At 46.7% G+C, this 24,079-nt stretch carries 16 protein-coding genes; 7 read left to right on the forward strand and 9 right to left on the reverse strand.

Features of this window, described 5'->3' with window-relative positions:
• Positions 1-64: 64 nt before the first annotated feature.
• From A1359_RS04810 to A1359_RS04830, 4 genes are all read right to left on the reverse strand, one after another.
• Positions 65-439, reverse strand: coding sequence for a hypothetical protein (locus A1359_RS04810; protein ID WP_066978783.1), 375 nt, complete (start codon positions 437-439; stop codon positions 65-67).
• 18 nt (positions 440-457) lie between these two features.
• Entirely contained in the window at positions 458-1,336 is an 879-nt protein-coding gene (locus A1359_RS04815) for a DUF2092 domain-containing protein (RefSeq protein WP_083960502.1), read from the reverse strand.
• 1,110 nt (positions 1,337-2,446) lie between these two features.
• Entirely contained in the window at positions 2,447-3,112 is a 666-nt protein-coding gene (locus A1359_RS04825) for a hypothetical protein (RefSeq protein WP_066978793.1), read from the reverse strand.
• A 141-nt stretch (positions 3,113-3,253) separates the two neighbouring features.
• A complete protein-coding gene (locus tag A1359_RS04830) occupies positions 3,254-3,643 on the reverse strand; it encodes a DUF6632 domain-containing protein (RefSeq protein ID WP_066978796.1) in 390 nt (129 codons plus the stop codon).
• A gap of 609 nt (positions 3,644-4,252) precedes the next feature.
• On the opposite strand from A1359_RS04830, the gene A1359_RS04835 reads away from it, so the two are divergent.
• Positions 4,253-5,194 carry a hypothetical protein gene (locus A1359_RS04835; protein ID WP_066978800.1) on the forward strand — a complete coding sequence of 314 codons (942 nt, stop codon included), beginning with the start codon at positions 4,253-4,255 and terminating at the stop codon, positions 5,192-5,194.
• 242 nt (positions 5,195-5,436) lie between these two features.
• Here A1359_RS04835 and A1359_RS04840 read toward each other — a convergent pair whose 3' ends face one another.
• Both A1359_RS04840 and A1359_RS04845 read right to left on the reverse strand, forming a co-directional pair.
• On the reverse strand, positions 5,437-7,176 hold the full coding sequence (locus A1359_RS04840) for a diflavin oxidoreductase (protein WP_066978957.1): 1,740 nt from the start codon (positions 7,174-7,176) through the stop codon (positions 5,437-5,439).
• Between the two features lie 99 nt (positions 7,177-7,275).
• Entirely contained in the window at positions 7,276-12,759 is a 5,484-nt protein-coding gene (locus A1359_RS04845; RefSeq protein ID WP_066978960.1) for a glutamate synthase-related protein, read from the reverse strand.
• 253 nt (positions 12,760-13,012) lie between these two features.
• Between A1359_RS04845 and A1359_RS04850 the strand changes: the two genes are divergently transcribed.
• From A1359_RS04850 to A1359_RS04865, 4 genes are all read left to right on the forward strand, one after another.
• Positions 13,013-14,233 carry an FAD-dependent monooxygenase gene (locus tag A1359_RS04850; protein ID WP_066978963.1) on the forward strand — a complete coding sequence of 407 codons (1,221 nt, stop codon included), beginning with the start codon at positions 13,013-13,015 and terminating at the stop codon, positions 14,231-14,233.
• A gap of 498 nt (positions 14,234-14,731) precedes the next feature.
• Positions 14,732-15,511 (forward strand): class D beta-lactamase, encoded by a 780-nt coding sequence (blaOXA, locus tag A1359_RS04855; RefSeq protein ID WP_066978966.1) that lies wholly within the window; start codon positions 14,732-14,734, stop codon positions 15,509-15,511.
• Between the two features lie 408 nt (positions 15,512-15,919).
• The gene (locus A1359_RS04860; RefSeq protein WP_066978803.1) at positions 15,920-16,201 is read left to right on the forward strand and encodes a hypothetical protein; all 282 of its coding nucleotides are present in this window, start codon (positions 15,920-15,922) and stop codon (positions 16,199-16,201) included.
• 321 nt (positions 16,202-16,522) lie between these two features.
• Positions 16,523-17,065, forward strand: a complete 543-nt coding sequence (locus A1359_RS04865) for a hypothetical protein (protein ID WP_157200475.1) — start codon at positions 16,523-16,525, stop codon at positions 17,063-17,065.
• 143 nt (positions 17,066-17,208) lie between these two features.
• On the opposite strand, the gene A1359_RS04870 is transcribed toward A1359_RS04865, so the two are convergent.
• From A1359_RS04870 to A1359_RS04880, 3 genes are all read right to left on the reverse strand, one after another.
• Positions 17,209-18,066: a ThiF family adenylyltransferase gene (locus A1359_RS04870; RefSeq protein WP_066978808.1), complete on the reverse strand. Its 858-nt coding sequence runs from the start codon at positions 18,064-18,066 to the stop codon at positions 17,209-17,211.
• A gap of 289 nt (positions 18,067-18,355) precedes the next feature.
• On the reverse strand, positions 18,356-19,939 hold the full coding sequence (locus A1359_RS04875) for a peptide chain release factor 3 (RefSeq protein ID WP_066978811.1): 1,584 nt from the start codon (positions 19,937-19,939) through the stop codon (positions 18,356-18,358).
• Between the two features lie 110 nt (positions 19,940-20,049).
• Positions 20,050-21,978, reverse strand: coding sequence for a cation:proton antiporter (locus A1359_RS04880; RefSeq protein WP_066978814.1), 1,929 nt, complete (start codon positions 21,976-21,978; stop codon positions 20,050-20,052).
• 352 nt (positions 21,979-22,330) lie between these two features.
• Between A1359_RS04880 and hrcA the strand changes: the two genes are divergently transcribed.
• Positions 22,331-23,371: a heat-inducible transcriptional repressor HrcA gene (gene hrcA / locus A1359_RS04885; protein ID WP_066978818.1), complete on the forward strand. Its 1,041-nt coding sequence runs from the start codon at positions 22,331-22,333 to the stop codon at positions 23,369-23,371.
• 50 nt (positions 23,372-23,421) lie between these two features.
• Entirely contained in the window at positions 23,422-24,066 is a 645-nt protein-coding gene (gene grpE, locus A1359_RS04890) for a nucleotide exchange factor GrpE (RefSeq protein ID WP_066978821.1), read from the forward strand.
• Positions 24,067-24,079: the final 13 nt, after the last annotated feature.

Below are 24,079 nucleotides of genomic sequence, written 5' to 3' on the forward strand. Positions count from 1 at the left end.
ATATGATGCTCTTTTACCTGACATTTCGTTCATGGGCAAAGGCATTTTCATTGTATTTATTAGCCTACCTCGACCAGGTGGCTGAGCCACCATGAGGCCCGGTTGCAGTCCCAGAACCATTACTCCAGGCAGCCGAGCCTCCGCGTGCTCCATAGGCAGATCCGGATCCATGATTCCATGAGGCTGAGCCACCGTAAGCCCCGTGAGCGTAGCCAGAGCCATGATTCCAGGCCGCCGATCCGCCATAGGCGTTGGTAGCGTAACCTGAGCCATGATTCCAGGATGCGTAACCACCGTAACGGCCATAGGCGGCTCCTGATCCGCCGCCGCCAACAGCGAAGCCGCGATAACCGGCAGCCATCCAAGCCCCGGCAGGAAATGATGTCATCATCACCGAGGTAAAGCTGGCAAACAAAAGTATTTTTTTCATTCGGTTCATCGTTTTATCCTCATCAATTTACTTTGCTTTTTGCTCAGCCCGATAAGCATCAAACTCTATTTGTTTGGAATTGGCGGGTATTTTAAACTCAAAGGTATTTGCACTTAGCTTGGGATTCAGATTCCAGTCTGCGTATTCAACCAGGAAACGGGGAAAGTTTGGGATTTGCTTATAGGTCATAGCTAAACGGAGCGGCAGTGCTTTTTTGCCGCTTTCGATCCAGATTTCCCAATTTATACCAGGCTCCATGAAGGCGAAATGTTCACAAGGAATCCCGTTAACCATTGATGGGCCCACTACGATAGCATGGGTTAAATTTTTGGTCATTACTGCGTAAGGATCGCTATACATAAAATCCGCAGCGGGAAAGTTAATTTGAGCCTTATTCATTACAAATTCCAGCATTTCATCCATGGTATTGACTGGCTTGGAAACAGCATATAAATTCTTCTCTGGATCGAAGGCCGAAACATTTGACCCATCGAAATACAGTTGAAAGTTCGATACGTCACCTGAAACATTGACCCGTAATTTATTAGGCCGCTGCAAGGCAACATCGGAGTCGACAAAAAAAGTTAGAAATTGACCGGTAACCGCTTGTAGTTCGATAAAGCTGTTCGAATGATAGGTGATTGTCTTGCTAGAGGCTAGTTTATCACTCATCTGCTTAAGCCTATCCAGAGCATATTGTTCAATAATCGGCGCCGGAGGCGGTGCAGGATTTTCAGCTTGCGCCGCCGGTTGTTGTTCTGCTGTCTTTGCTGCGGCTTGAGTTTGCACATCGACGGGAATTTTCTCCTGGTTTGCGCAGCCTTGTGAGGAAAGTGCAAGAACGATCACGGGTAACAGGATAAGTTTTGACGACATATTTCTGGAATACTTTGGTTCATTTTGCATGATCAGATCTCTTTATAAAACTAACAGTGATGGGTATTGGTCTAGCTATCGTTCAGCAAACTTAGTACGGTGCTGGAACTACCTGGTAATAGGCGCCGTTGCTGCCGAAATAGGGTCTAAACCAGTTTATGCCACATTGATAATATTGACCCGAACTGATATTTATATTTACGCAACCAGCCGGCAGGTAGGTCAGGCTAGTGCCAAGCATCATCGGCGCAGGCGCCATGGGCTGTTGCACCACAATGGTAGTAGGCGGGGGCGGGGGGCGGGATGCTGCAGCTGCGCCAATCATAGCCCCTACCGCGAGACCGGCAACACCTGCCGCAGCGACAGCGCCTCCGCTGTAACCGCCGCCGCCATAATATGCGGGGGGATGATAGCCATAGCCATAGCCATGAGGGTGGCTCCAGGCGGCCGAACCGCCGTGAGGTCCATAGGCGACCCCGGAGCCATGACTCCAGGACGCCGAACCGCCGTGAGGTCCATAGGCAACTCCGCTTCCGCCTCCGTAGGCTCTCCACGCGTGTGTTGGGAATGAGGTCGCGGAAATACAGATTGCCGTGACCAGAAGATAGTAACCTTTCTTTCGAATAATCATAACGCATACCTTTACAAATGATTTACCTACTAACCAGACAAATCTACCATGAAAACACGATGTTTTAGGAAAACATACGGAATACTGTTTTAAGAATTTGGTTCATGAAAATTCATCCCTTCCAGTTGCTTCCCATAGGTTAGGCTCAGAGCAGACTTCGTGGCGAGATTTTCAACATTCATGCCTTGTAACTACTCGCACGCTATTGTTGCAGCATTCCCAGTCAATGCAATTTGAATTGCTATGAGCAGATTGTATCCCCAGTTAGCCAGGGTCTGCAGATAGCACGGTAGGTTGGGCTGACGACAGGAAGCCCAACAATCACCTTGGATTGAAAGACATTTCACCAAATGAATCCATTTTTTCACGACTCACATCAGCCGCGGGTATGCTCCGCATACCATTTTCAATAGTTTCAGATGAATCACACGCCAAAAAAGTACGCGGCTTTACGGAACCGCACGCTGAGTGGTGTGGGGACTGGGGGCTAGTTACCTTCGGTTACTCGATTAGCATTTTCTTCTAAATTTTGTAATACCGATTAGAGATGCCATGCCAGTAAAAAATAACCAAGCGCCCGCAGGAACTGGAACAGGTTTGGCAGTTCCCACCGTAATTCCATAGTAATTTTCATAAGTGTTTGTCCATGCAATAGTTTTAAATTCACCTTCAAATAGGACTATTCCATTTCCTTCACTTCCCAAAACGGAGTTACCAGTTACAGTAATTGAAGAGCCGCCATAAATGCTGTTGGGTCCTCCGGCTTGAACTACTGGAGTTGCGTTAAACTCGAAACTCGCTGGAATTCCAGGTTGACCTAAACTCCAGAATGCAATTAACGGATTGGTGACAGTTGACGAGAAAGTGATAATCCCAGGCGATTGATTTAGAGTCAATATATCCCCTACAACCGCGGGTGATGCGTCGACCGAACCACCGATATATGTTGTCAAAGGGTTCCATAAAGTACTGTTACCTGAAATATTAGTGTTATTTAGGAGCTGGCCATTATAGGTAATGCTGACATTACCGAGGGAACCAATTGCAGTGCCATTAGTTCCGAGAGTTGCACTTTCCCAGTTAGTCCAGACAGTTGCTGCGTTTGAATTAGAAACCAAAGAACCTGCAAGAACAAGACTAATTCCAAATACATTTAAACTGAATAATTTTTTCATAAATTTCTCCATGCTTTGATTTGAGATTGTTAGCCGCGTAGGGTATGCTCCGCATACCATTTTCAATAGTTTCAGATGAATCAAACGCCAAAAAGGTTCGCGGTGCGTATCCTACGCGGCTGATCCCGTGTTTTGTTATTTTTAACCAAAATAACGAGTTTTTGTTGGCATCAGATACCACAAGACAAAAGCTACAATAAATAAAGCGGGGATATCACCCAATAGATTTATCCGGTCGGTTTCATCAACAATGGCGTAATAAAACATAATGCCACCGTGGACAATATTCGACCAGATCGTAAACCAGATAAGGCTGGCATGGGCTAATGGATCTTTAGCGGCTAAGTATAAAAACACCCCTAAAGTGGCATAGACACCCATAATCATGTGTTCGTATTCTGGTTGTGCCGGCGTCCAACCCCAACCTGACGGCCAAATCAGCATCATCATTGCCGGAACACCGATAATGTAAATCACGCCAATGACCGATAGAGCCGTTTTTAAATACCTAAGTTTTTCTTCTTGCTGCATGAGATTTTCTCCTGGTTTTTCTGGGCTGTTCGTTGTTAAAATTCATCATACAAGGATTCAGTGAGGCACTAACTGCATTTGTCGCGATTGATGTGCATCGATTTTGCTTAGTGCATCCTACGGGCTTTATTTGCACCTGATCATAGACGGTAATAAATTTGTGTCAATGCTAAAATCATCGTTTCTTCCCTATGAAGCGCATCGTATGATGCTTTAGGGCCGTAGGTCCGAATAGTGAAGCGTATTCGGAGATACGCGGGCTGGCTTTCTTTTGCTCAGGTGCGTTTGCCTTATTAGCGATGCTGATTGTCACTAAAATTCGCGAATAATTCGCTGTTGAATTAGATACGCAAGCAAAACAGGCTAATTTTTTGTATATTCAACGCTCAAACTCTATGAATCTAACGCACCGCTAGCAATATGTGTAACAGTTACTGATCAACTTTTGACGGTTGGATTGCCCGAGCCCAGTTCACACACTTAATACCTGTGGCTGAATTGCAATCCGTACTTGGGAAGACTCTCATACAGGGATCAACACCTGCCATTTGGCGTATTGGCAAGGCTTCAATACTTAGAGATACCTTTTACCAAATATAAGGAACGATTATGACCACAACAATAAAACTTAAATGGCTGTTAGCGCTAGTAATGGTTTTTGGCGGATTTACCCTTTATAAATTATTTGAGGGGCTGGCTCATAATTCGGCCTACCAAGAATATGAATGGGTATTTAAAATCATTTCGGAATTTGGTTTATTCCTATCCGTGATTGTCTCGGTCGGTTATTTTCATCATTGGTTTATTGCCGCTGAAGAACATAAAGACGCGGAAATAAGTTTGCGCCAATCGTTGGGCAAGTATGTCGATAGCATTTTAATGAATTCCGTTAAAAGGGGGTTCCTAGGCATCACTAATAAAGAATTCGATTTCAGTCAAATTATGCATGGGCTAAAACCGGGCGATTATGTCTATTGGCTGATAACCTTCGATCCTCGTTTCAAGAATAAATCAAGGGAACTGGAAAATGCAATAAAAACCGGCGTTCACTTCAGAATGCTAATTTTAAAACCTGATAGCAGAAGTGGTGAGTTACGCGCCCAGGAAACCAATGGCTTTAATCCGCATGAATTCAATGAATATTCCAAATTATTCAAAGTCTCGCTGGAAGATGTGATCAGCCGCATCGACGATACCATAACAGGTTCGCTGGGTGTTTTCGTCTATGACGGTCTGCCCAGCCTACCGCTGTTTATTATTATCCGTAAGGAATCCAGAAAGATGGAGGTTTTTAACAGCTTTTACTTGACAGAGCCGGTATCAAAAATGCCTTATCTTCATTGGGAATCCGAAATAAAACTTGGGACTCAGGAACTCTTTGAATCTGATCACTGGAATATGTCTGAGCTGTTTCTTAATTACTTTAAGAGGCGTTGGGAAATGGAAAAAGAAAAGTTATATCCAAGTACCCAAGAAGATGAAATTAAGGACTTTATCTATGCTCCTACAGCGGCTAAACTAAAATGCACTGAACTGGTTACTTTCAATTAATCGCACTAAAACATTTACCGTTGAATGTTTTAGCCCGCGTAGGGCGTATTAGCGAAAGCGTAATACGCCGAATGATTAAAGCCAACATGCTGCGCAATATGGCTACGCCTATTGACGCCCTATGAATTGCACCTTACGGCCTTGGATCGCCGATCGGTAATCCACCAAAGATTTTGAAACTGCCGGGTGTTTTGCTTTCAGGAAAACACCCTAAACATTACGGCTGTATCTATTCGGACAAATTAATAAACATCCCGTACATAACGTTTATCTTTTTTCAGTTGATTGACGTAATCAATGGCTTCGGTGACGGATTTGTTGCCGTGAATGCATATCACATCATGCAGAGTTTGATCGACGTCTTTAGCCATGCGGTATGCATCGCCGCAAACGAAGAAATAGCCGCCTTGTTCCAGCCAGGCGAATAGTTCGGCACCGTTTTCCAGCATGCGATCTTGCACATAGATTTTTTCCGCCTGATCGCGCGAGAACGCCAGATCGAGTCTGGATAATAAACCGCTGGCTTGCATAGCTTCGATTTCATCTCGGTAGATGAAGTCACTGGCGGCGTTGCGGTCGCCAAAGAATAGCCAGTTTTTACCGGATGCATTGCGGATTTCGCGTTCTTGCAGAAATGCCCGGAACGGGGCAATGCCGGTGCCGGGGCCGACCATAATCATCGGCAGGCTATCATCGCTGGGTACGCGGAAGTTGTTGTTGGGTGTGAAGAATATGCGTACATCCGTATCTGCATGTGCCAAATCTGCCAAATAGGTGGAACAGACGCCTTTATGTTGGCGGCCGTGAGCATCGTAGCGCACACTGGCAACGGTTAAATGTACGCTGTCAGGATATCTTTTTCCGCTGGACGAAATGGAGTAGGCGCGGTGTTGCAAAGGTTTTAGCAGGCGCAAGAATTCAGCGGCAGAAAACTCGACGTCAGGAAATTGCAGCAATAGATCCAGCGTATCGCGGCCCCATAAATAATCGTTTAATTTGTCTTTATCGCCGCTGCTCAGCAGGTTATTCAGTTCTTGATCTCCCGAGCGATTGGCGATTTCTTCTAACAGTTCTTTGCTAGGTAGTTTGATTTCAAACTGGGTGCGCAAAGCTTCGGAGAATGGCGTTAGTTTGCCATTGACAGGTTCATCTTCTTGACCGCTGCAGCCTAAAACTTTAAGAATCTCGGCAACCAAGTCAGGGCAATTGGTGGGTATCACGCACAGAGCGTCGCCGGCTTCATAACTAAGCTCGGACCCTGCGATGGATATTTCGTAATGACGGGTTTCTTTGGATGAATCCAGCGCCGTCAGGATACGGTTGACAGTCAATTTAGCCGAGAAGGGGTTTTTCCGATTGTAGGTCGATTTTGCGTTGTGTGTATCTGTGTCGATAATGGCAACCGTTTCAGCGCCTTCTGCCATCAGCGGGATGACTTCACTGATCCATTGTTCTGCGGCTGTTTCAAAATCAACGTCACAATCAACCCGATCGAAAATGCGTTGAGCGCCAAGTGCTTCTAAGCGATTATCCCAATCGATACCTGCCTGACAGAACAGGTCGTAACTGGTATCACCCAGAGCAAGAATTGAATACTTCAGGTTTTCCAGGCGTGGCGCATCATCACTGCTGGCAGCTTCCCACAGCATTTCGGCATTGTCCGGCATGGCGCCTTCACCGTAAGTACTGGTGACGATTAATAGATAATCCATTTTTACCAGTTGCTCGATTTCCACTTCGTCCATGCTTTTGACCACGGGTTGCAGGCCATGGCTTTTAGCGCTGGCGGCGGCATCGTTGGCCAGTGATTCTGAATTACCGGTCTGGCTACCATAAAGAATATGCAATATTCTGGCATTGGCTTGGTTAACGCTACCGGCACTATGCAGCATGTGACTGTGCATGCCGGCAAAAAAACCGGTCAGCCAAGCGCGTTGAGTATCACTGTAAGGAGCATTAAGTGGGATAAAAGGTGCTTTCATTAATTTACCATCTAAAGGCAGCATTCTGGCTGCGCAAACATTTTGTTTGATTATCTTGTAGGTTAATAGGCAGATAGGTATTACCTATCTGCCGTGAGATTAAACCGGCTCGTTTTCCAGCATGTCTTTGACGATAGCCAAGCTTTCCAGGCTAGCCAAGTTTTTATCGATAGACGGTACTCCGGCCAAGGCCTGCCGATTGAGGTTGTCTTGTTCGATAATCCAGGCGGTAGAGCCAATGGAATAGATGCTTTGTACATCGCGTAGCATAAGAGCGGTTTTATAGTCAGACAGACGTTTTTCAGCCATTAGGGTCGCGAGTTGGGCATCGTCGTACTGACTATAGGCTTCGCGAATGTGTTTGACCTGTGCGTCCTGCAGTTTTCGTGGTCTTTCCATGATCAACTTACGAGCATGCTTGTCGATCAGGTTATCGCTGAGCGGCAACCCCGCTTTGTTGAGTTGGTCTTTGGCAATTTGTTGGGCCTTGTCGATGACGGCGTAGCTGTTGATTAACTTCAGTGTCAATTCACTGTCGATATCGCCGTAACCGGGGATGGCGCCATTAAACAATGGAGTATTGTTTTCATAAGCCTGCTTGATTTGCGCAATCTGCTGATGTGCTGCAGCAACGGACAGTTCTTCGATCATGGCTTTACGATCCATAGACTGACTGAGGAATTCAGCCGTTTGGGTTCTATTTAACCATAGTGGCAAGGCAAATTTAAAGTGCTGACGTTCTGCAGCCCAGTTAGCCAAAATGGTCTTGGCTTTAATGGAGTCGGTATGTTCAATATGTTGCTCCAGCATGTACAAAATAAATTGTTCATGACTGGCGGCAATCTCAGTGCCATCATTCAGGCTGTGAATACTGACGGAGGTTTTGTCATACAAATCTTGCAGGCGGTTTTGCGGATCATACTGATAGGCGTTGCCGCCGGACATGCCGGTGCAAAAACCTTTACCGAATTCACCTAAATTCAGTACAGCACCGTTGATCATGTATTCGCAGCCAAAATCACCAACACCCTCTACCACCGCCATTGCGCCTGAATTTCGCACAGCAAAACGATCACCAGCTTCGCCGTTAATAAAGGTTTTGCCGCCGGATGCGCCAAACAAGGCAAAGTTACCAATCAACACGTTTCCACCCGGATTTTGCGAACCACCACCCGGCGATTTGATGACTATGGTGCCACCACAGGCTGTTTTGCCTACACCATCATTGCAGGTGCCGGTATGTTCCATGCGGATGCCGTCGTTATTAAAAGCGGCATAACTTTGACCGGCCGAGCCGTGAGTGCGGACGATGATAGTGTCATCGGCCAGATAACGACGGCCATGCTGGTTGGTATAAATGATCTTAGACTCAGCAATTTGTTCGGGGCTTAATTCGTGGTTTAACAAGCGCTCGATATCGATAGCCGTTTGGCCGCCGACGGTTTTGTTGCGGTTGTTGAGTTTGAATTCATCACTTTCGACTATGACTTGTTTTTGCTCATTTTCGAATAAAGCCGTTTTGACCTCAGCGAAAATCTTGTCGTCGATAGTGAAATCTTTTTCCAGGTAAATGGGTTTGTCGATTTTGATTTCTTCTACTTCGGCCAGTAGTTTGTGCAAATGAATTTGACCGACCATGCAGGAATGATTGATTAAATGCAGTAATTCGGTTTTACCGCGAATTTCAGCCAGGCTGGTATAGCCCAAGCTAGCCAGAATCTCTCGAACTTCGTGGGCCAGATTCATGAAAAATTGTGCTAAAACGCGCGGGTCGCCTTTGAATTCTTCGTGGGCAGTCGTCAAGCCAGCCGGGCAGCGAATGTTGCAGTTTTTCGCCATTACACAGCGCAACATCATGAGCGCGGTGGTGCCGAACTCGAAAGAATCGCCACCCAATATGGCGGATTTCACCACGTCCACGCCGTTTTGATGCGCAGCGCTGCAACGCAGTACAACTTTCTCGCGCAAGCCGTTGGCTGCCAGTGCTTGATGTACTTCTGCGATACCGATTTCCGGTGAGCGACCCGTGTTTTTTAAACTGGTCACCGCCGCCGCGCCGGTACCGCCGGTATTACCGGCTACGTTGATAACATCGGCACCGGCTTTGGCAACGCCGACGGCAATAGTGCCTATGCCTTCAGATGAAACCAGTTTCACGACTACGCGTACACGGGCCGCTTTGGCATCGTGAATCAACTGGCCTAAATCTTCGATGGAATAGGTGTCGTGATGCGGTGGTGGGCTGACTAATTCCACTTTAGGCGTGCCGCCGCGTAATGCGGCAATTTCTACCGATACTTTGGCTGCCGGCAACTGACCGCCTTCACCGGGTTTTGCGCCCTGGCCGATTTTGATTTCGATTTCTTCGATAGTCGGGTCAGCCAGATAGCCTGCCCAGACGCCGAAGCGACCGGAAGCAAACTGTTTGATTTTGCTGGAACGCAGGGTGCCGAAACGGCTTGAGTGTTCGCCGCCTTCGCCGGAGTTACTTTTGGCGCCGGCGATATTGGTGCCTTGCGCCACGGCTTCGTGGGCTTCAGCTAACAATGCGCCGTGACTCATGGCTCCGGATGCAAGGGTCGAGGTGATTTCATGAGCCGGTTGTACTTTGTCCAGGGCAATGCTGGAACGGGTCGCGCGGAGGTTGTTGAGATAATGATAAATACTGCTTTCGTCATTATTGACGCGCAGCGTAATGGCGTCGCTTTCTACGCTGATGCCAAAATCATGATTGGCAAAGCGGGCTTTAAAATGAGCTGCCAATTGTTCCAGGCGGGCTTTGCTATTGTCTTTGCTAAAGCTAATGACAAATACCATGCCATTAGCCTGATCAATTTTTAAGCCACGAACCAGGAAATTAATATTGCCCTGTATATTCTGGCTACCCAGCAGGCGATCAAAGTCGTCTTTGCTATTTGCGGCGGAAAGGTCAACAGGGAAATCCATCACATCACGCAGCGCTGCCGGCCGGTTCGCTCTTTCCAGAGCTAAATTACGGGTAAAGCTGCGGTAGGCAGGGGTGATGCCGAAATTGTCGATTTGTTCTGGTGTGCGTTTTTCGTAACCAAAGTCCCGATAGGCAGTGTCGCTGGCTTCTGGTGCTTGCTCATGAGCAATGTACAGGATAGCTTCATCGGTCATGTTGATGTATTCACGCACTGCCGTATTCCCAAAGGTATGACCGGCACCATCCTGGCGTTCTTTGAATAATCCGAGGAATGGAATGTCGCTTTCGTCTTTAACCGTCAGTGCTTTATGGTGCCATTCGCTGGCGCTGGCCGCGATGTCGGCATAACGGACGCCGCCAACAGATGCGTGAATATTAGGGAAATAAGCTTGTAGCTTAGGTTCGTCGGTATCCAGATAGTTGGATTCGAAAAATTCGCCGCCGATGTAGCTTTCAGCCGTACACAGGCCAAATTTGCCCATGGTTTTCATCAGCGATTTTTCCACACCTTTTTGAAAGTGATACAAGGCTTTTTGTCTGGCTGCCTGGTCGGCAAATTCGGTCAAAACCCGATTGTGCACACTAAGCAGGCAAATTGCAGAGGCACCGAAACCCAGTATGGTTGCAACATCATGTGGGCTGGCAGCCTGGCCAGTTTCCATAATTAATGAAGAGCTGAAACGTAGGCCTTGTTTTACCAAATGTTGGTTGGCAGCAGCTATCATCAGCAGGGCAGGGATGGCGGCTTTGTGTGTGCTGATATTGGCGTCGCTGAGAATAATGATGCCAGCGTTGCTACGAGCGGCTTGCTCGACTTGTTCGCAGACGGCTGCTATTGCCAACAGCAAAGATTTTTCGTTTTGTTCTGCATTAGCAAAATCCGGGCTGTACAACATGTCCAGGGTAATGGTTTTGACCTGGGTTTGTCGGCGGATTTGTTCCAGCTGAGTGCGTTGCAAAATGGGCGACTCGATCATCAGCTGCTTGCTGTTATGCGGGGCAAACGTGGGTTTTGCACCCAGCGCTACCCGTAATGTCATGCCATCGCTTTCGCGTAATGAATCCAATGGTGGATTGGTAACTTGGGCAAAACGCTGACTAAAGTAGCGAGACATGCCACCTTCTGCGGCGCTCAATGCGTTGGGCGCCAAGCCATAGCCCATAGCCGAAACCTTTTCAAGACCGCTTTGTAGGATAGGATCGAGCAGGAATTTAAAGCTTTCCTGATTCAGCGAGTAGGCCGTATGGCGTTGATCGATATTCAGCTCGTGATCGTTGCCGATTTCAGATAGCTCAACATTTGGTAAGTCCGTGATGTGGACGCAGCTTTGTTTTAGCAGCGTTTTATAATCTTTTTCTTTGGCCAGTCTTTCCATCACTTGGTGGCTGTTATACGATTGACCAGTCTGGTGGTCGAAATACAACATGCCGCCGGCTTCAATGCGGCCGCGGTATAAGACGTCTTCAGGCGGGAAATCTATTTGGCCGGCTTCCGACATTACGGCCAAATAATCGTTCGTTTCTACTGAGCGTAAAGGTCTTAAACCCAAACGGTCCAGTCGGGCGCCAACGCGAATACCATCATTGAAAATTAGCGCGGCCGGGCCGTCGTTCTTTTCTTCGTACAAGCTAAAGTATTCCAGCATGGCTCGCACCTCATCAGATAAGGTGGAGTCGTTTTCCCAGGCTGGCGGCATCATCGCTAAAATTGCGGTGACAATGTCCAGTTCGTCTTCATTGATCCGTCGAGTCAGGGTTTGATCCAGTCGACCGGAATCGGACTGTCCGCAAGGAAATACAATGTGTTTGTTTTTTTGCCGGGCAATGGCATTTTCGCTCAGACGATTTTTCTTGTCGGTGTTCAGTTCGCCGTTGTGGGCCATGTAACGGAATGGCTGCGCCATCATGGTGGCCGGCGCGGTGTTGGTGGAAAATCGCGTATGGAAAAACAGTGTGCTGATTTCGTTATCTTTGTCGTAGAGATCGACAAAATAAGGGATCACCTCAAAAGAATTCAAGCGGCCTTTATAGACCTGTGTGCGCGAACTCATGGATAGCGGATAAAAACCTTTCAACTCCGGACGACTAAAGCCGTCTGCTTCAATTGCCAGTAATGCGTTTTGAATATAGCGCTCAAACTCTGCATGGCTGACGTCTTTTAAGGCAGTGGGGCGACCGAAAATCAGCTGTTTAATCGGTAATTGCGCTTTGACAGCGGCCGCGTTCAATACTGATTTATCGACTGCTACTTCGCGCCATTTGATAACAGGCAGGCCAAATTGCTTGAGGTGTTCTTCTACCAACTGCATAGCGCTGGAGTCGTAATGGGCGTGATCTTCCGGAAAGAAGAAATTAGCAACGCCAAATTGACCTAGTTCCAAATTTTCCACGCCGGTAATCTTGCGGAAAAACTTTAAAGACAGGTCTATATTCACCCCTGCGCCATCACCAATGCCCTCTGCGCTCATGCCACCGCGATGCGGAATGGTGCATAACGCTTCATGCGACTTCAGCAAAACTTCGTGAGTTTGTTGGCTGTCCTTGCGAGTGATAAAGCCAACTCCGCAGCTATCTTGAGATAAGTCGGCGTCGTAAAGTGTTTGTACTGAATTGATTTTCTGGGCTTCGTTAATCATGGCCTTCCAGATCCTGTCTTTCTGATTAAATTTACTACCCGGTATTTGCCACGTCGGTAGTGCTGTTGATGGTTTTTCTATCGGCTGCGTGTTAGAGTCAATTGCTGCAGCGAAAACCTTACAAATTTGTTCAAAATTCTGTCGGTAAAACTGACTAATGATACCACTTGGTGTCATTTCTGTCATGCCATCTGCAGATAATGAACCGAGTAGATCGCCTGCTTAACCTTTGATTTGAGACTTTATGACAACTATGAAAGAACATTTTGACGTAATAATTGTGGGTGGCGGGATGGTGGGTGCGGCCGTGGCTTGTGGTTTAGGCGGCAGCAATTTGCGGGTGGCATTAATTGAATCACAGGCGCCAGAAGCGTTTTCTGCTGAACAGCCGCACGATTTAAGGGTTTCCGCCTTGAGTATTGCCTCCAGAAATATCTTGGAAACCATAGGTGCCTGGGAAGGTGTTGCTTCCCGGCGCTTTTGTCCGTTCAAGCGTATGCGAGTCTGGGAGAGCGCGGGCGATACCACCTTTAACAGTGATGACATTCGGCTGCCAGAGTTGGGTTATATCGTCGAAAATCGGATTACCCAGCTGGCATTGCTGGAAAGATTGCCCGCCTTTAGTAATGTCCAGGTTTTCATGCCGGCCACCATCGAAAAATTTAACTACAACGGCAGTAGTTCTGATGTAATTTTGGCTGATGGGACTGAGTTACAAACCAAGCTATTGGTGGCTGCAGACGGCGGTCAATCACGGATACGGCAGTCCGTAGGTTTGGGCGTTACCAGTTGGGATTACAATCAACATGCTTTGGTGATTTATGTGGAGACAGCTTATCCGCAGCAGGATATTACCTGGCAGCGCTTTGTGCCTAGCGGTCCGCAGGCGTTTTTACCGTTGACGGATAATTACGGTTCGATTGTATGGTACCAATCACCGGATGAAGTCAGGCGATTAAAAGCCTTGCCTTTAGATGCATTAAAAACCGAACTTTTGGCGGCCTTCCCGGATTGTTTGGGAGAAATAAATCAGATATTGGGCGTGGCCAGCTTTCCATTAAAGCGTCAGCATGCACAGCGCTATGTAAAACCAGGCATTGCTTTGGTCGGCGATGCCGCTCATATGATCAATCCTTTAGCGGGGCAAGGGGTGAATATTGGTTTGCTGGATGCGGCTGCGTTGGCTGAGGTGCTGGTGGAAGCGCAGGGTCGCGGTAAAGACATTGCCGATCTTTCAGTGCTACAGCGTTATGAAGCCATGCGTCGTAATGAAAATTTAAAAATGATGACTGTAATGGATGTTTTTTATAAATCATTCAGCAACGATATTCTGCCAGTCAAATTAATCAGAAACTTAGGCTTAGGACTTGCCCAGCGAATTACGCCGGTCAGAAATAAAGTCATGAAAGCAGCAATGGGTCTGGAAGGAAAGTTACCGAAGCTGGCGAAAGGTGAAAAGCTGTCTGTGGGGTAAAGTATTATTTGCAGTGTATGGGGAAAGGTATCTTACGTTCTTAAGGATATCGCCCAAAACAACTTCCCTGAATTGATAACTCTAATCAAGGATAATAAAGCACTTTACCCAACGTAAGATTAGAAACAAGTGATTGGTTACGAGCAGGCCATTGAGATCAAAATGCAGCGACTGTTTAGTACGCTATCGGAAAAGAATAAGCGTCGTTATGCGGGCATAGAAGCGACCAAACTAGGTCATGGCGGTATCGACTACATCTCGAAGCTATTTGAGATTGATCCCAAAGCCAGGGTAAGGTGGGCACGGTTTTTTTTGCCCACGCGGAATGGAAGGTTGTTATCCTGAATGGTGGGCAAAAAAGTGTTGTCCACCCTACGAAAACCATACTGGTTATGATCTTTGCAACGCGATAGGATGCTGTCGTCAGACGCTATCTGTGCGCCTCCTGTCGTCGGCACACCCTATGGCTCTTCATTTGCACCGCACAACTTGGTCGTTATGCTCAATAAATTCTTCATCATATTTTTACTCACAATATTTTCTGCATGTGTCAGCGCAGAAGATAAAGACTTTGCTAAGCTCTTTGAGCAACAAGGAGTAGAAGGAACCATCGTCATTTCCTCTCTTGATGGTGAATATACCTTTATTCACAACGAGTCTCGTGCCAAGCAAAGCCAAGCGATAGCATCAACATTTAAAATAATGAATACATTAATCTCCCTAGAAGAGAAAGCGATTTTAGGCAAAAATGACGTATTTAAATGGGATGGTCATATTTACGATTTACCAGTTTGGAACCATGACCAAACTCTTGAAAGTGCATTTAAAGTTTCTTGCGTTTGGTGTTATCAAGAACTAGCGCGCAGGGTAGGTAAAAAGAAGTATCAGTATTATTTTAATAAATCAGGGTATGGTCATTTGCAAGAACCTTTTAACTTAACCACTTTTTGGTTGGATGGTTCACTTGAAATTAGTGCATTAGAGCAAGTTGCATTTCTAAAGAAAGTATATTTGCGGTCTCTACCATTTAGTGAATTCTCTTACGACACGCTTAAAGAAATAATGATGGTAGATCAAACAGCTACCTATACTATTTATGCGAAAACAGGTTGGGCTTCACGAGCAAAACCACAAGTCGGGTGGTATGTTGGTTATTTAGAGACGCCAAAAAACGTTTGGTTTTTTGCTACCAATATAGAAACTCGTAATGAAAAGGATTTACCATTACGCATAACGTTAACAAGACAAGCATTGCAGGCTAAAGGAATTATTGAGTAATGCCTAAGTAATAAGGTTAGATTGTGTGAGCAAAGCGAACCCTAATCTGAAACGGTTGTTGGGCAAGTCCGGTGGTCGCAGTGCTGACAGTATGCTTACTATAAGAAAATAGCCCGGTAAGGTGGGCACGGTTTTTATGCCCACGCGGAATGGAAGGTTGTTATCCTGAATGGTGGGCAAAAAAGCGTTGCCCTACGAAAACTTACTGGTTATGACCTTTGCAGTCGGGTGGCTGCTTGCGGAAAATAAGGTCAGGTCTTTCATTTTGCAATCATTAAATTGTAAGCCGTAAAAAGCTTTTGTGTCTTACTTGATTCCAAGGCGCCGTTGCTTCGCTATTGTTCGGATTTCCTTTGATGGGGTTTTGCTGGCAAAATTGATTACGCTTAATTAACGGAGGAAACGAATATGAAAAATTTGATTTTCTACGCATTACTAACAATGATATCGTTGACGGCATATGCCATGCCACCGGAGGCAAGATCGTTGCCACTGGAGCAGATAACCCTCGAACACATCAATATTCAGGGTCACGTAGCCACCTGGAGGTTGCGCAAGGTTTGTATCGACGAGCAAGCGTATCTGGTCATCATTGGTGCTAATGATCCGGTTGGCATATCTGCGTCATATAAGGATGGCAAGCCTGAACAATGCCGCGTCAACTCTATTGAAGAAATGAGCAAAGATTGACAGTCAAGTTTGATGATGATGTTCTGCGCATGGGTTGCCCGCACTGAAATGCTTAGCATTGCAAGCTCCAAAAGCGTTTTTTGACACTGTTGGGATGATATATGGAAAGGGAAAATCCATGCAGATCACAAATCAATTGTTTTAATCCAGATTTAGTGGTAATTGTACTGATAACCGTGTAATTCGTTTTAGGCCGCGCAACCTGCAAGCTCGTGTGCCATGCGCCCTGTTTGCTGCAGCGCTGCCGCCAGGCACGGTAAGTGGCGGAGCCTGCAGAATAACGAGCGGAACGCTACATTCGTCGTATCGATGGGGGTTGCCATGGGTAAATCAAAGATTCGCTGGATAGGCCTACAGGGTCCAAGCGTTGCGCTAAACGCTGACAACGTCCAATACAAGATTAAGGTCAAGTACTCCCCGGTAATTAAGGCGGGTGCACCGTCTGACCAGATGATTAAGAACGAGGTACCTCAAGGCGTAAATCATCTGATTTTTAATTGCCACGGCTTCGAAGACAAATCTACCTATCCAGCCCATCTTGCCATCGGTACTACTATCACCAAGGACAATGTCCAGCTGATGGAGCCTATTTACAGCAACTCTACGTTGCGTGTGATCTGGTTCTCGGCCTGCAATATCGGCGGCAGCGCGGGAGCTCAGGAATTATGTGAAAGGATGGCGCGAATAACGGGCTGCTACATCGTCACGCAGATGTTGTCGGTGCCCGACGTAAACCTTCCCATCGACTGCCTTGTCGACAACGCGGGCTTGATGCCGAGTTACTACAATCCTAAAGGGAAGAAAATAAGCCGGAAGGAATTCTTTACATACGGGATCGATAACACCTTGTTCTGGCCGGTATGAGTTCTGGACCTACGCGGGCTGCTAATAGATAGCTACGGGGGAAAATAGGGGCAGGTCTTTCATTTTGCAACCATTAAAATTTGGAAGCCGCAAAAAGCTTTTTGTTGACCATTACAGTCCAGCTTGATGCGGCTATTCAGCTATTAGATACCCAACATTTTTCTAGCCAGATAAAATTTTAGCTTTTGTATGGGGTTTTTGTTACCTAACCATAAATAGCCTTTTTTAAGGCGGTTTAAGCGAGCATCGTAACAGGTGTAGTGTGGCAGGGATTTGAGTTCATTGGGGTGTAAGAGCGCCAAGATGGCTTGAGTGATAACGATGCCGGTTGCCAGTTTACAGCCGCTGGCAATGCTGGGCGCTTTGCGTTTGGCTAGGTCTATTGAGGAAGGGTCTAGATACTTCAGATGGAATCCGGCAGGTGCGCAGCCGAGTGACATTTTTAACACCTGATGTTCAACCGGGGCGGAGTAATCCAGATCAAAATAATCATCGAACGCCATGCCATTTGAGGTATAGATTAAAACGCCGACTCCAAAACCGAGTGGAACCCCGAAAATGGCTGGTATGCCGCGTTTCATACAGGCATCGATTATCAGTTTGTGCGCGGCTATCTCGAAAAACTCTACCGCGTCGATAAAGACATCAACCCCTTGCAGAAAATCATCGACATTGCTGGCATTGATACCGTCGCCATAAGTTTGAATCTGGGCATCCGGGTTAATGTCGAGCGCTAAATCGCGCATGACATCCATTTTTTTTCGTCCGATGGATGACAGGGTAGCGCCATATTGGCGATTAAAATTGCCCAATTCAAAGTCATCGAAATCCGATATCTTGAAATTGCCAACGCCTGCGCGGGCTAGTGTAATTAGATAGTCGCCGCCAACTCCTCCCATGCCGGCTATGGCAAAGGTGGCATTTTTTAAGCGTTGCTGTTCTGTAATGCTGGTGATGCCGCTGTTGCGAGAAAATGCTAAATCATAGTCAAAAGTTGTCATTTCAGTCCTGGTTGCGTCTGTTTAAACGATAGCTTGGATTTTAGTCCAGAAATCCGTTTTAGGGCTGCGACTAGGGTAAGCAATTCAACTTATGATTTTGTAGCGAAGGCTTGCAATTGAACTGATAATGATTTTTGTCGGTTATGCGTATTAAGTGTCGAGCAAATCTATCGGGAGTAGTAACCTAGGTTTGTACTCCCGATATTTTCTAATTAATAGCAGTACCGCGCTGAATCCTTTGAGCGAGTTATAACCTGATACTAAGACATTCGTACGAGGAGCTCTAGCCCTACAGCTCCCGTGTCGCACTAAAGTTAATATCCGGCCAACGTTCTTCCGTCAGTTGCAGGTTGACCCGGCTGCTGGCTAGATACACTAAATATCCGCCACCGTCTTCCGCCAAATTTTCAAAGGCTTTGTTTTTAAACTCTTCCAGTTTGGCCGGGTTTTTAGCGCTGATCCAGCGTACGGTGTTGATCGGCGAGGCATCGTAGACGCATTCGACGTTATATTCATTTTTCAAGCGATGGGCGGTGACATCAAACTGTAAAATACCGACAGCGCCTAAAATTAAATCGTTGTTTTTTAGTGGTTTAAACAACTGTGTCGCGCCTTCTTCAGTCAATTGCACCAGGCCTTTTTGCAGGGCTTTGGCACGTAACGGATCTTTTAAAACCACCCGGCGGAATAATTCCGGCGCAAAGTAGGGAATACCACCGTACTTCAGGGTTTCACCCTGAGTGAAGGTGTCTCCCACTTGAATGGTGCCGTGATTATGTAAGCCGATAATGTCGCCGGGATAGGCTTCTTCAACGTTTTTCCGGCTGTCGGCCTGAAAGGTGATCGCATTAGCCATCTGAATATTTTTGCCGATGCGTACATGATTGGCTTTCATACCCTTGTCAAACTTGCCGGAGCAGATGCGCATGAACGCCACTCGGTCACGGTGGGAAGGGTCCATGTTGGCCTGGATTTTAAATACAAAGCCGGTGAATTTTTCTTCGGTAGGTTCTACTTCGCGCTGTTCGGCTTTGCGTGGTTTCGGGGCGGGAGCGAACTCGGCAAAGGCATCCAGTAATTCTATGATGCCGAAGTTATTGATGGCGGAGCCAAAAAACACCGGGGTTTGTTCGCCGGACAGGTATTTCTGTAAATCAAATTCGTGACTGGCGCCTTTGACTAACTCAATCTCTTCGCGCAATTCGTCAGCCTGATAACCCAATAGTTCGTCCAGGTGCGGGTTGTTTAAGCCTTTTATGATTTCTGCTTTGGCGATTTTGCCGCCGTGATGCGGGCTGAACAATAAAATTTCATCCTTGTACATCTGATACACGCCTTTGAAGCGTTTGCCCATGCCGATTGGCCAGGTTATCGGTGCGCATTCTATTTGCAACACGCTTTCCACTTCATCCAGCAATTCGATGGGTTCACGGCCTTCACGGTCGAGTTTGTTGATGAAGGTAAGGATGGGTGTATCGCGTAACCGGCAGACTTCCATCAGTTTGATGGTTCTGTCTTCTACGCCTTTGGCGACGTCGATCACCATCAATGCCGAATCCACGGCGGTCAATGTACGGTAAGTATCTTCAGAAAAGTCTTCGTGGCCTGGTGTGTCTAGCAGGTTGATAATGCAGTCGTTATGTTCGAACTGCATGACCGAGGTCGTCACCGAAATGCCGCGTTCCTTTTCCATTTCCATCCAGTCGGAGGTGGCATGGCGGGCTGCTTTGCGGCCTTTGACCGAGCCTGCCAGCTGAATGGCACCGCCGAACAGTAATAGTTTTTCGGTGATGGTGGTTTTACCGGCATCCGGATGCGAGATGATGGCAAAGGTACGGCGTCTATTAGTTTCTGCGGTTATTTCGGAGGTCATGGTCAGGAATAAATGGGTATATCAATTAGCTATTATCGCGGTTTTTGCGGTAAAAAATAAGTGCCGATTGTTGAGTATGCAGTTAAAACAAGCATGTATAGTTGCGTTAACTAAGGTATGGACGTAGCCAGTTCCATGATTTGCTCTGGTGCATCATCGGTTTCAGTTGATTGGTTCACATCTTCCGTTTCAGCAGGCATTAATGAGACTAACATCCAGCCGGGTTTTGGCGTTATATCGTTATCCTGCGAGAAGAATTTGATGGAGCCATTGGGGGGGACTGCAAACAACAGCGCAGTCGTTTCCGGGTGATGCTGATTAAAATGTTGAAAAGTATACTGCTCGGTAAATATGGTTTTGTGGATTTTGGCGCCATTGTTCAGCATGGCGAGCAATTGTTTGATGTTGCTATCGGTATTAAATAAACTTCTGCCTATCAAGGGCATGCTGAAATTCGAGCGACTACCTGTGGGTGAGTTGTTTTCGGCTTGGATTGAATAAATAGCCTGACGTCCAAATTCAGCACGATACCGTTGGCAGGCGAGCTGATTGATTTCAGGATATTCAGATAAAGCCAGCATGTGGCCTATGCCTATCAATTCCAAATGTTGGTCGGCGTGTTCAGAAACGATGTTGCCAAAATAAGTTTGCAAACCATCCATGCGCGCGGCCCGAATGTGACCCCAACTGGTATCGGCCATTAATACATCAAAACCGCAATCGCGCAGAGCGACCCCTAGCTGACGGCCAAAGGGGTTGGCGCCGACAATTAAAATACCTTTGGCCTCCGGTTCGCTGACGCCCAGTTTCTGCGCAATAAAACGAGAGGTAATGCTTTGCAGGACTACAGTGCCTATGATGATCATAAAGGTCAAGGGGACCAGTAAGTCGGCTTGTAAATATTCCAGGTCGGTTAGTAAGTGGCTGGATTGTGAGTCAGCAAGGTTTTTCACCTGATCGCTGTGTTCTTGCAAACGGAGGGCAAACACCGCTGCAGTCGCAGCGGCAACGATGCCGCGCGGAGCAATCCAGCCTATCATGATTTTTTCACCCAATTTAAGTGAGGTGCCTCGTGTGGCAAGAAAGGCCTTTATCGGGCGGGCGATGAATTGAATCACCAAAAATACTCCGGCCGCCTTCCAGCCCAGTGCCATAAACAATGAAAAGTTGATGCGGGCCGCTAAAATAATAAACAGTCCGGAAATCAACAATACGCTGAGACTTTCTTTGAAGTTTAAGATGTCGTCGGTGGGCACCTGTTTCATATTGGTGAGTGTGATACCCATTATTGTCACTGCGATTAAGCCGGATTCGTGCTCTACTGCATTCGATGCAGCAAAGACGCCAAACACTAAAGCTAGGGCGGCAATGTTGTGTAGATATTCCGGCAACGAATGATTGCGTATCAAGCGACCGAAACCATAGCCCGCTATGGCACCAATACAGGAACTTAATAACAGGGTTTTGAAGAAAATAATCAGCGTTTGCCCGATGGCTTCGCTGTCGGCTTCGGAGATGATGAACTGAAACACTAAAAGGCCTAGAAAAGCACCAATGGGGTCGATGACGATGCCTTCCCAGCGTAATATTTTGGCGATATTTGCGGTAGGTCTAACCGTGCGTAGCATCGGTACTACGACTGTAGGTCCTGTGACGACAGTAATGGCACCAAACAGAAAAGACAGTTTCCAGGAAAAATCTAGTAACCAATGTGTGGCTAAGGCAATGATAATCCAGGTAACTAAAACACCGGTCGTAACCAGGCGGCGTACCACCACTTGTAGGCCTTGAATTTCTTTAAATTTAAGTGTCAGGCTGCCTTCGAACAAAATGACAGCAACAGCAAGCGAAATAATGGGCAATAAGAGTTGTCCAAATAGTTCATCCGGGTTTAGCAAGCCCGTGCCGGGCCCAACCAGAATACCTGCTAGCAGCAAGAATAAGATAGCGGGTAGCTTGACCCGCCAAGCAAACCACTGGCAGAGAATGCTGATTAAACCGATGCCGGCCAGGGCAAAAATAACATCATCATCATGCATGTGTTTGAATAGCTCCGTTGTGTTGGCTGGCTATGGCAGAGAGGTTTCTTGCAACAGCAGCACAAGGTTTTGATAGAAAAACCCTGTAAATTCCTAAAAATGATATGTTCCTGGTTCGCAATCTGGCCTTGTGTGATATGTACAAAAAGCAAGCTGTCAGCAGGGTTTCAAACACTATGTTACCAAAGCTAAGGCCAAGTTAATTTAAAAAACGTTAACGGCAATTCCTGTAACTATCAAGTCTGCTATAGCTGTATTTAGATACTGCTTGGTTGACAAGGCTTAAACCAGCTGATAATTTTCTCTGGCACTCACGCATTCAGAGTGCTAATAGTCGGCTTTAGGTGGCGATGTGATAAACAATCAGGATTTAAACGAGAGATCGCTTTACCTTTTAAAAACGCTGGTGGAACGCTATATACATGACGGTCAACCTGTTGGTTCAAGGGTGTTGTCCAAAGACCCTAAGTTAAATCTAAGTCCTGCCACCATACGCAATGTGATGGCTGATTTGGAAGATATGGGCTTGATACATTCTCCACATACATCGGCGGGCCGCGTGCCAACTGTCAGCGGCTATCGCTTGTTCGTAAACAGCTTGTTGACGGTTAAGCCACTAGAATCCAGCGAACTGGATCAATTTCAAAGCAGCTTGCTGGCAGACACAGATGAGCCTGGCGATGTGTTAGGCAAAGCCTCCAGATTACTATCTGATGTGACTAAAATGGCCGGTGTGGTGACCTTGCCGCGCAGGGAAACCGTGGTGTTGCGGCATATCGAATTTTTACCGATGTCTAATACTCGTGTGTTGGTGATTTTTGTCACCGATGGGCAAGAAGTGCATAACAAAATCATACACACGGACAGATTGTATAGCCCGGCAGAACTGCAGCAAGCGGCCAATTATCTGAATGCTGTGTATGCTGGCCGTAGTTTGGCCAAAATTCGCGATTTAATTTTGAAAGACATGGAAGGCGATCGTAATAAAGTCAATCAGGGTATGATTGATGCAGTAAATATGGCGCAATTAACCTTTTCCCAGAAGCCGAAAGATGATTATGTCTTGAGCGGCGAAACCAATCTGATGGGTTTTTCGGAGTTATCGGACATGGAGCGTTTGAAACAGTTGTTTGAAGCGTTTAGTCAAAAGCGTGGTGTGATTCATTTGTTGGATCAATGTCTGCTAGTCGAAGGCGTGCAGATTTTTATCGGCGAGGAATCGGGTTATCAGGCTTTTGATCATTGCAGTCTGGTTACCTCGTCATATTCCATTAATGACGAAGTAGTAGGTGTGCTGGGTGTGATTGGACCGACGCGCATGGCTTACGAAAAAATCATACCGTTTGTCGATGTAACGGCAAAATTATTAAGCGCGGCCTTGAATAGCAAATAAACGCCCTTATCGTTATACGGAACTTAAAAATTACAACTTTGGAGTGAACCATGAGTCATCAGCAATCAAGCCATGAGCAGCAGACGGATAGTGATTTAATCGCTGAAGTGCTTGAGCAAACCAACGAAGTGTTTTCTGAGCAAGTCGAAGAAAATGCCGAGGATACCCAGCCGGTAGAAGTCAGTATCGAAGTCTTGCAGCAACAATTAGCAGAGGCGCAACAGCAAGCTGCGGCAAACCTGGACAAAGCCGTGCGTACCTTGGCGGAAATGGAAAACCTGAAAAAGCGGGTACAGAAAGACCTGGAAGATGAGCGCAAATACGGCTTGGCCAAATTTGCCAAAGAATTATTGAGTGTGCTGGATAGTCTGGAATTAGGTGTTCAAGCGGCTGCGGGCGATAGTCCGGAGCTGGTTAAGCTTAGGGAAGGTAGCGAGCTGACCATGAAACAGTTCGAAGCCGTGTTTGCCAAATTCAATATCGAAACCATCGATCCTGCCGGGCAGCCGTTTAATCCGGAATTACATCAGGCCATGGTCATGCAACCCAGTTCAACCATTGCGCCTAATCATGTCATCACTGTGTTCCAAAAAGGTTATGTTTTAAACGGCCGTTTGTTGCGTCCGGCGATGGTGGTGGTTGCCAAAGCCGAGGATAAACCGGTCGATAGCTCAAAAATTGATGAGCAGGCTTGAAATTAAAACTATC

Source organism: Methylomonas lenta (genome assembly GCF_001644015.1).
GTDB lineage: Bacteria > Pseudomonadota > Gammaproteobacteria > Methylococcales > Methylomonadaceae > Methylomonas > Methylomonas lenta.

Coding starts and splice junctions, on each gene's coding strand:
- A1359_RS04810 (WP_066978783.1), bottom strand. CDS start 439: ATGAACCGAATGAAAAAAATACTTTTGTTTGCCAGCTTTACCTCGGTG.
- A1359_RS04845 (WP_066978960.1), bottom strand. CDS start 12,759: ATGATTAACGAAGCCCAGAAAATCAATTCAGTACAAACACTTTACGAC.
- A1359_RS04825 (WP_066978793.1), bottom strand. CDS start 3,112: ATGAAAAAATTATTCAGTTTAAATGTATTTGGAATTAGTCTTGTTCTT.
- A1359_RS04870 (WP_066978808.1), bottom strand. CDS start 18,066: ATGACAACTTTTGACTATGATTTAGCATTTTCTCGCAACAGCGGCATC.
- A1359_RS04875 (WP_066978811.1), bottom strand. CDS start 19,939: ATGACCTCCGAAATAACCGCAGAAACTAATAGACGCCGTACCTTTGCC.
- blaOXA (WP_066978966.1), top strand. CDS start 14,732: ATGCTCAATAAATTCTTCATCATATTTTTACTCACAATATTTTCTGCA.
- A1359_RS04815 (WP_083960502.1), bottom strand. CDS start 1,336: ATGCAAAATGAACCAAAGTATTCCAGAAATATGTCGTCAAAACTTATC.
- A1359_RS04880 (WP_066978814.1), bottom strand. CDS start 21,978: ATGCATGATGATGATGTTATTTTTGCCCTGGCCGGCATCGGTTTAATC.
- grpE (WP_066978821.1), top strand. CDS start 23,422: ATGAGTCATCAGCAATCAAGCCATGAGCAGCAGACGGATAGTGATTTA.
- A1359_RS04830 (WP_066978796.1), bottom strand. CDS start 3,643: ATGCAGCAAGAAGAAAAACTTAGGTATTTAAAAACGGCTCTATCGGTC.
- A1359_RS04850 (WP_066978963.1), top strand. CDS start 13,013: ATGAAAGAACATTTTGACGTAATAATTGTGGGTGGCGGGATGGTGGGT.
- A1359_RS04865 (WP_157200475.1), top strand. CDS start 16,523: ATGGGTAAATCAAAGATTCGCTGGATAGGCCTACAGGGTCCAAGCGTT.
- A1359_RS04840 (WP_066978957.1), bottom strand. CDS start 7,176: ATGAAAGCACCTTTTATCCCACTTAATGCTCCTTACAGTGATACTCAA.
- A1359_RS04860 (WP_066978803.1), top strand. CDS start 15,920: ATGAAAAATTTGATTTTCTACGCATTACTAACAATGATATCGTTGACG.
- A1359_RS04835 (WP_066978800.1), top strand. CDS start 4,253: ATGACCACAACAATAAAACTTAAATGGCTGTTAGCGCTAGTAATGGTT.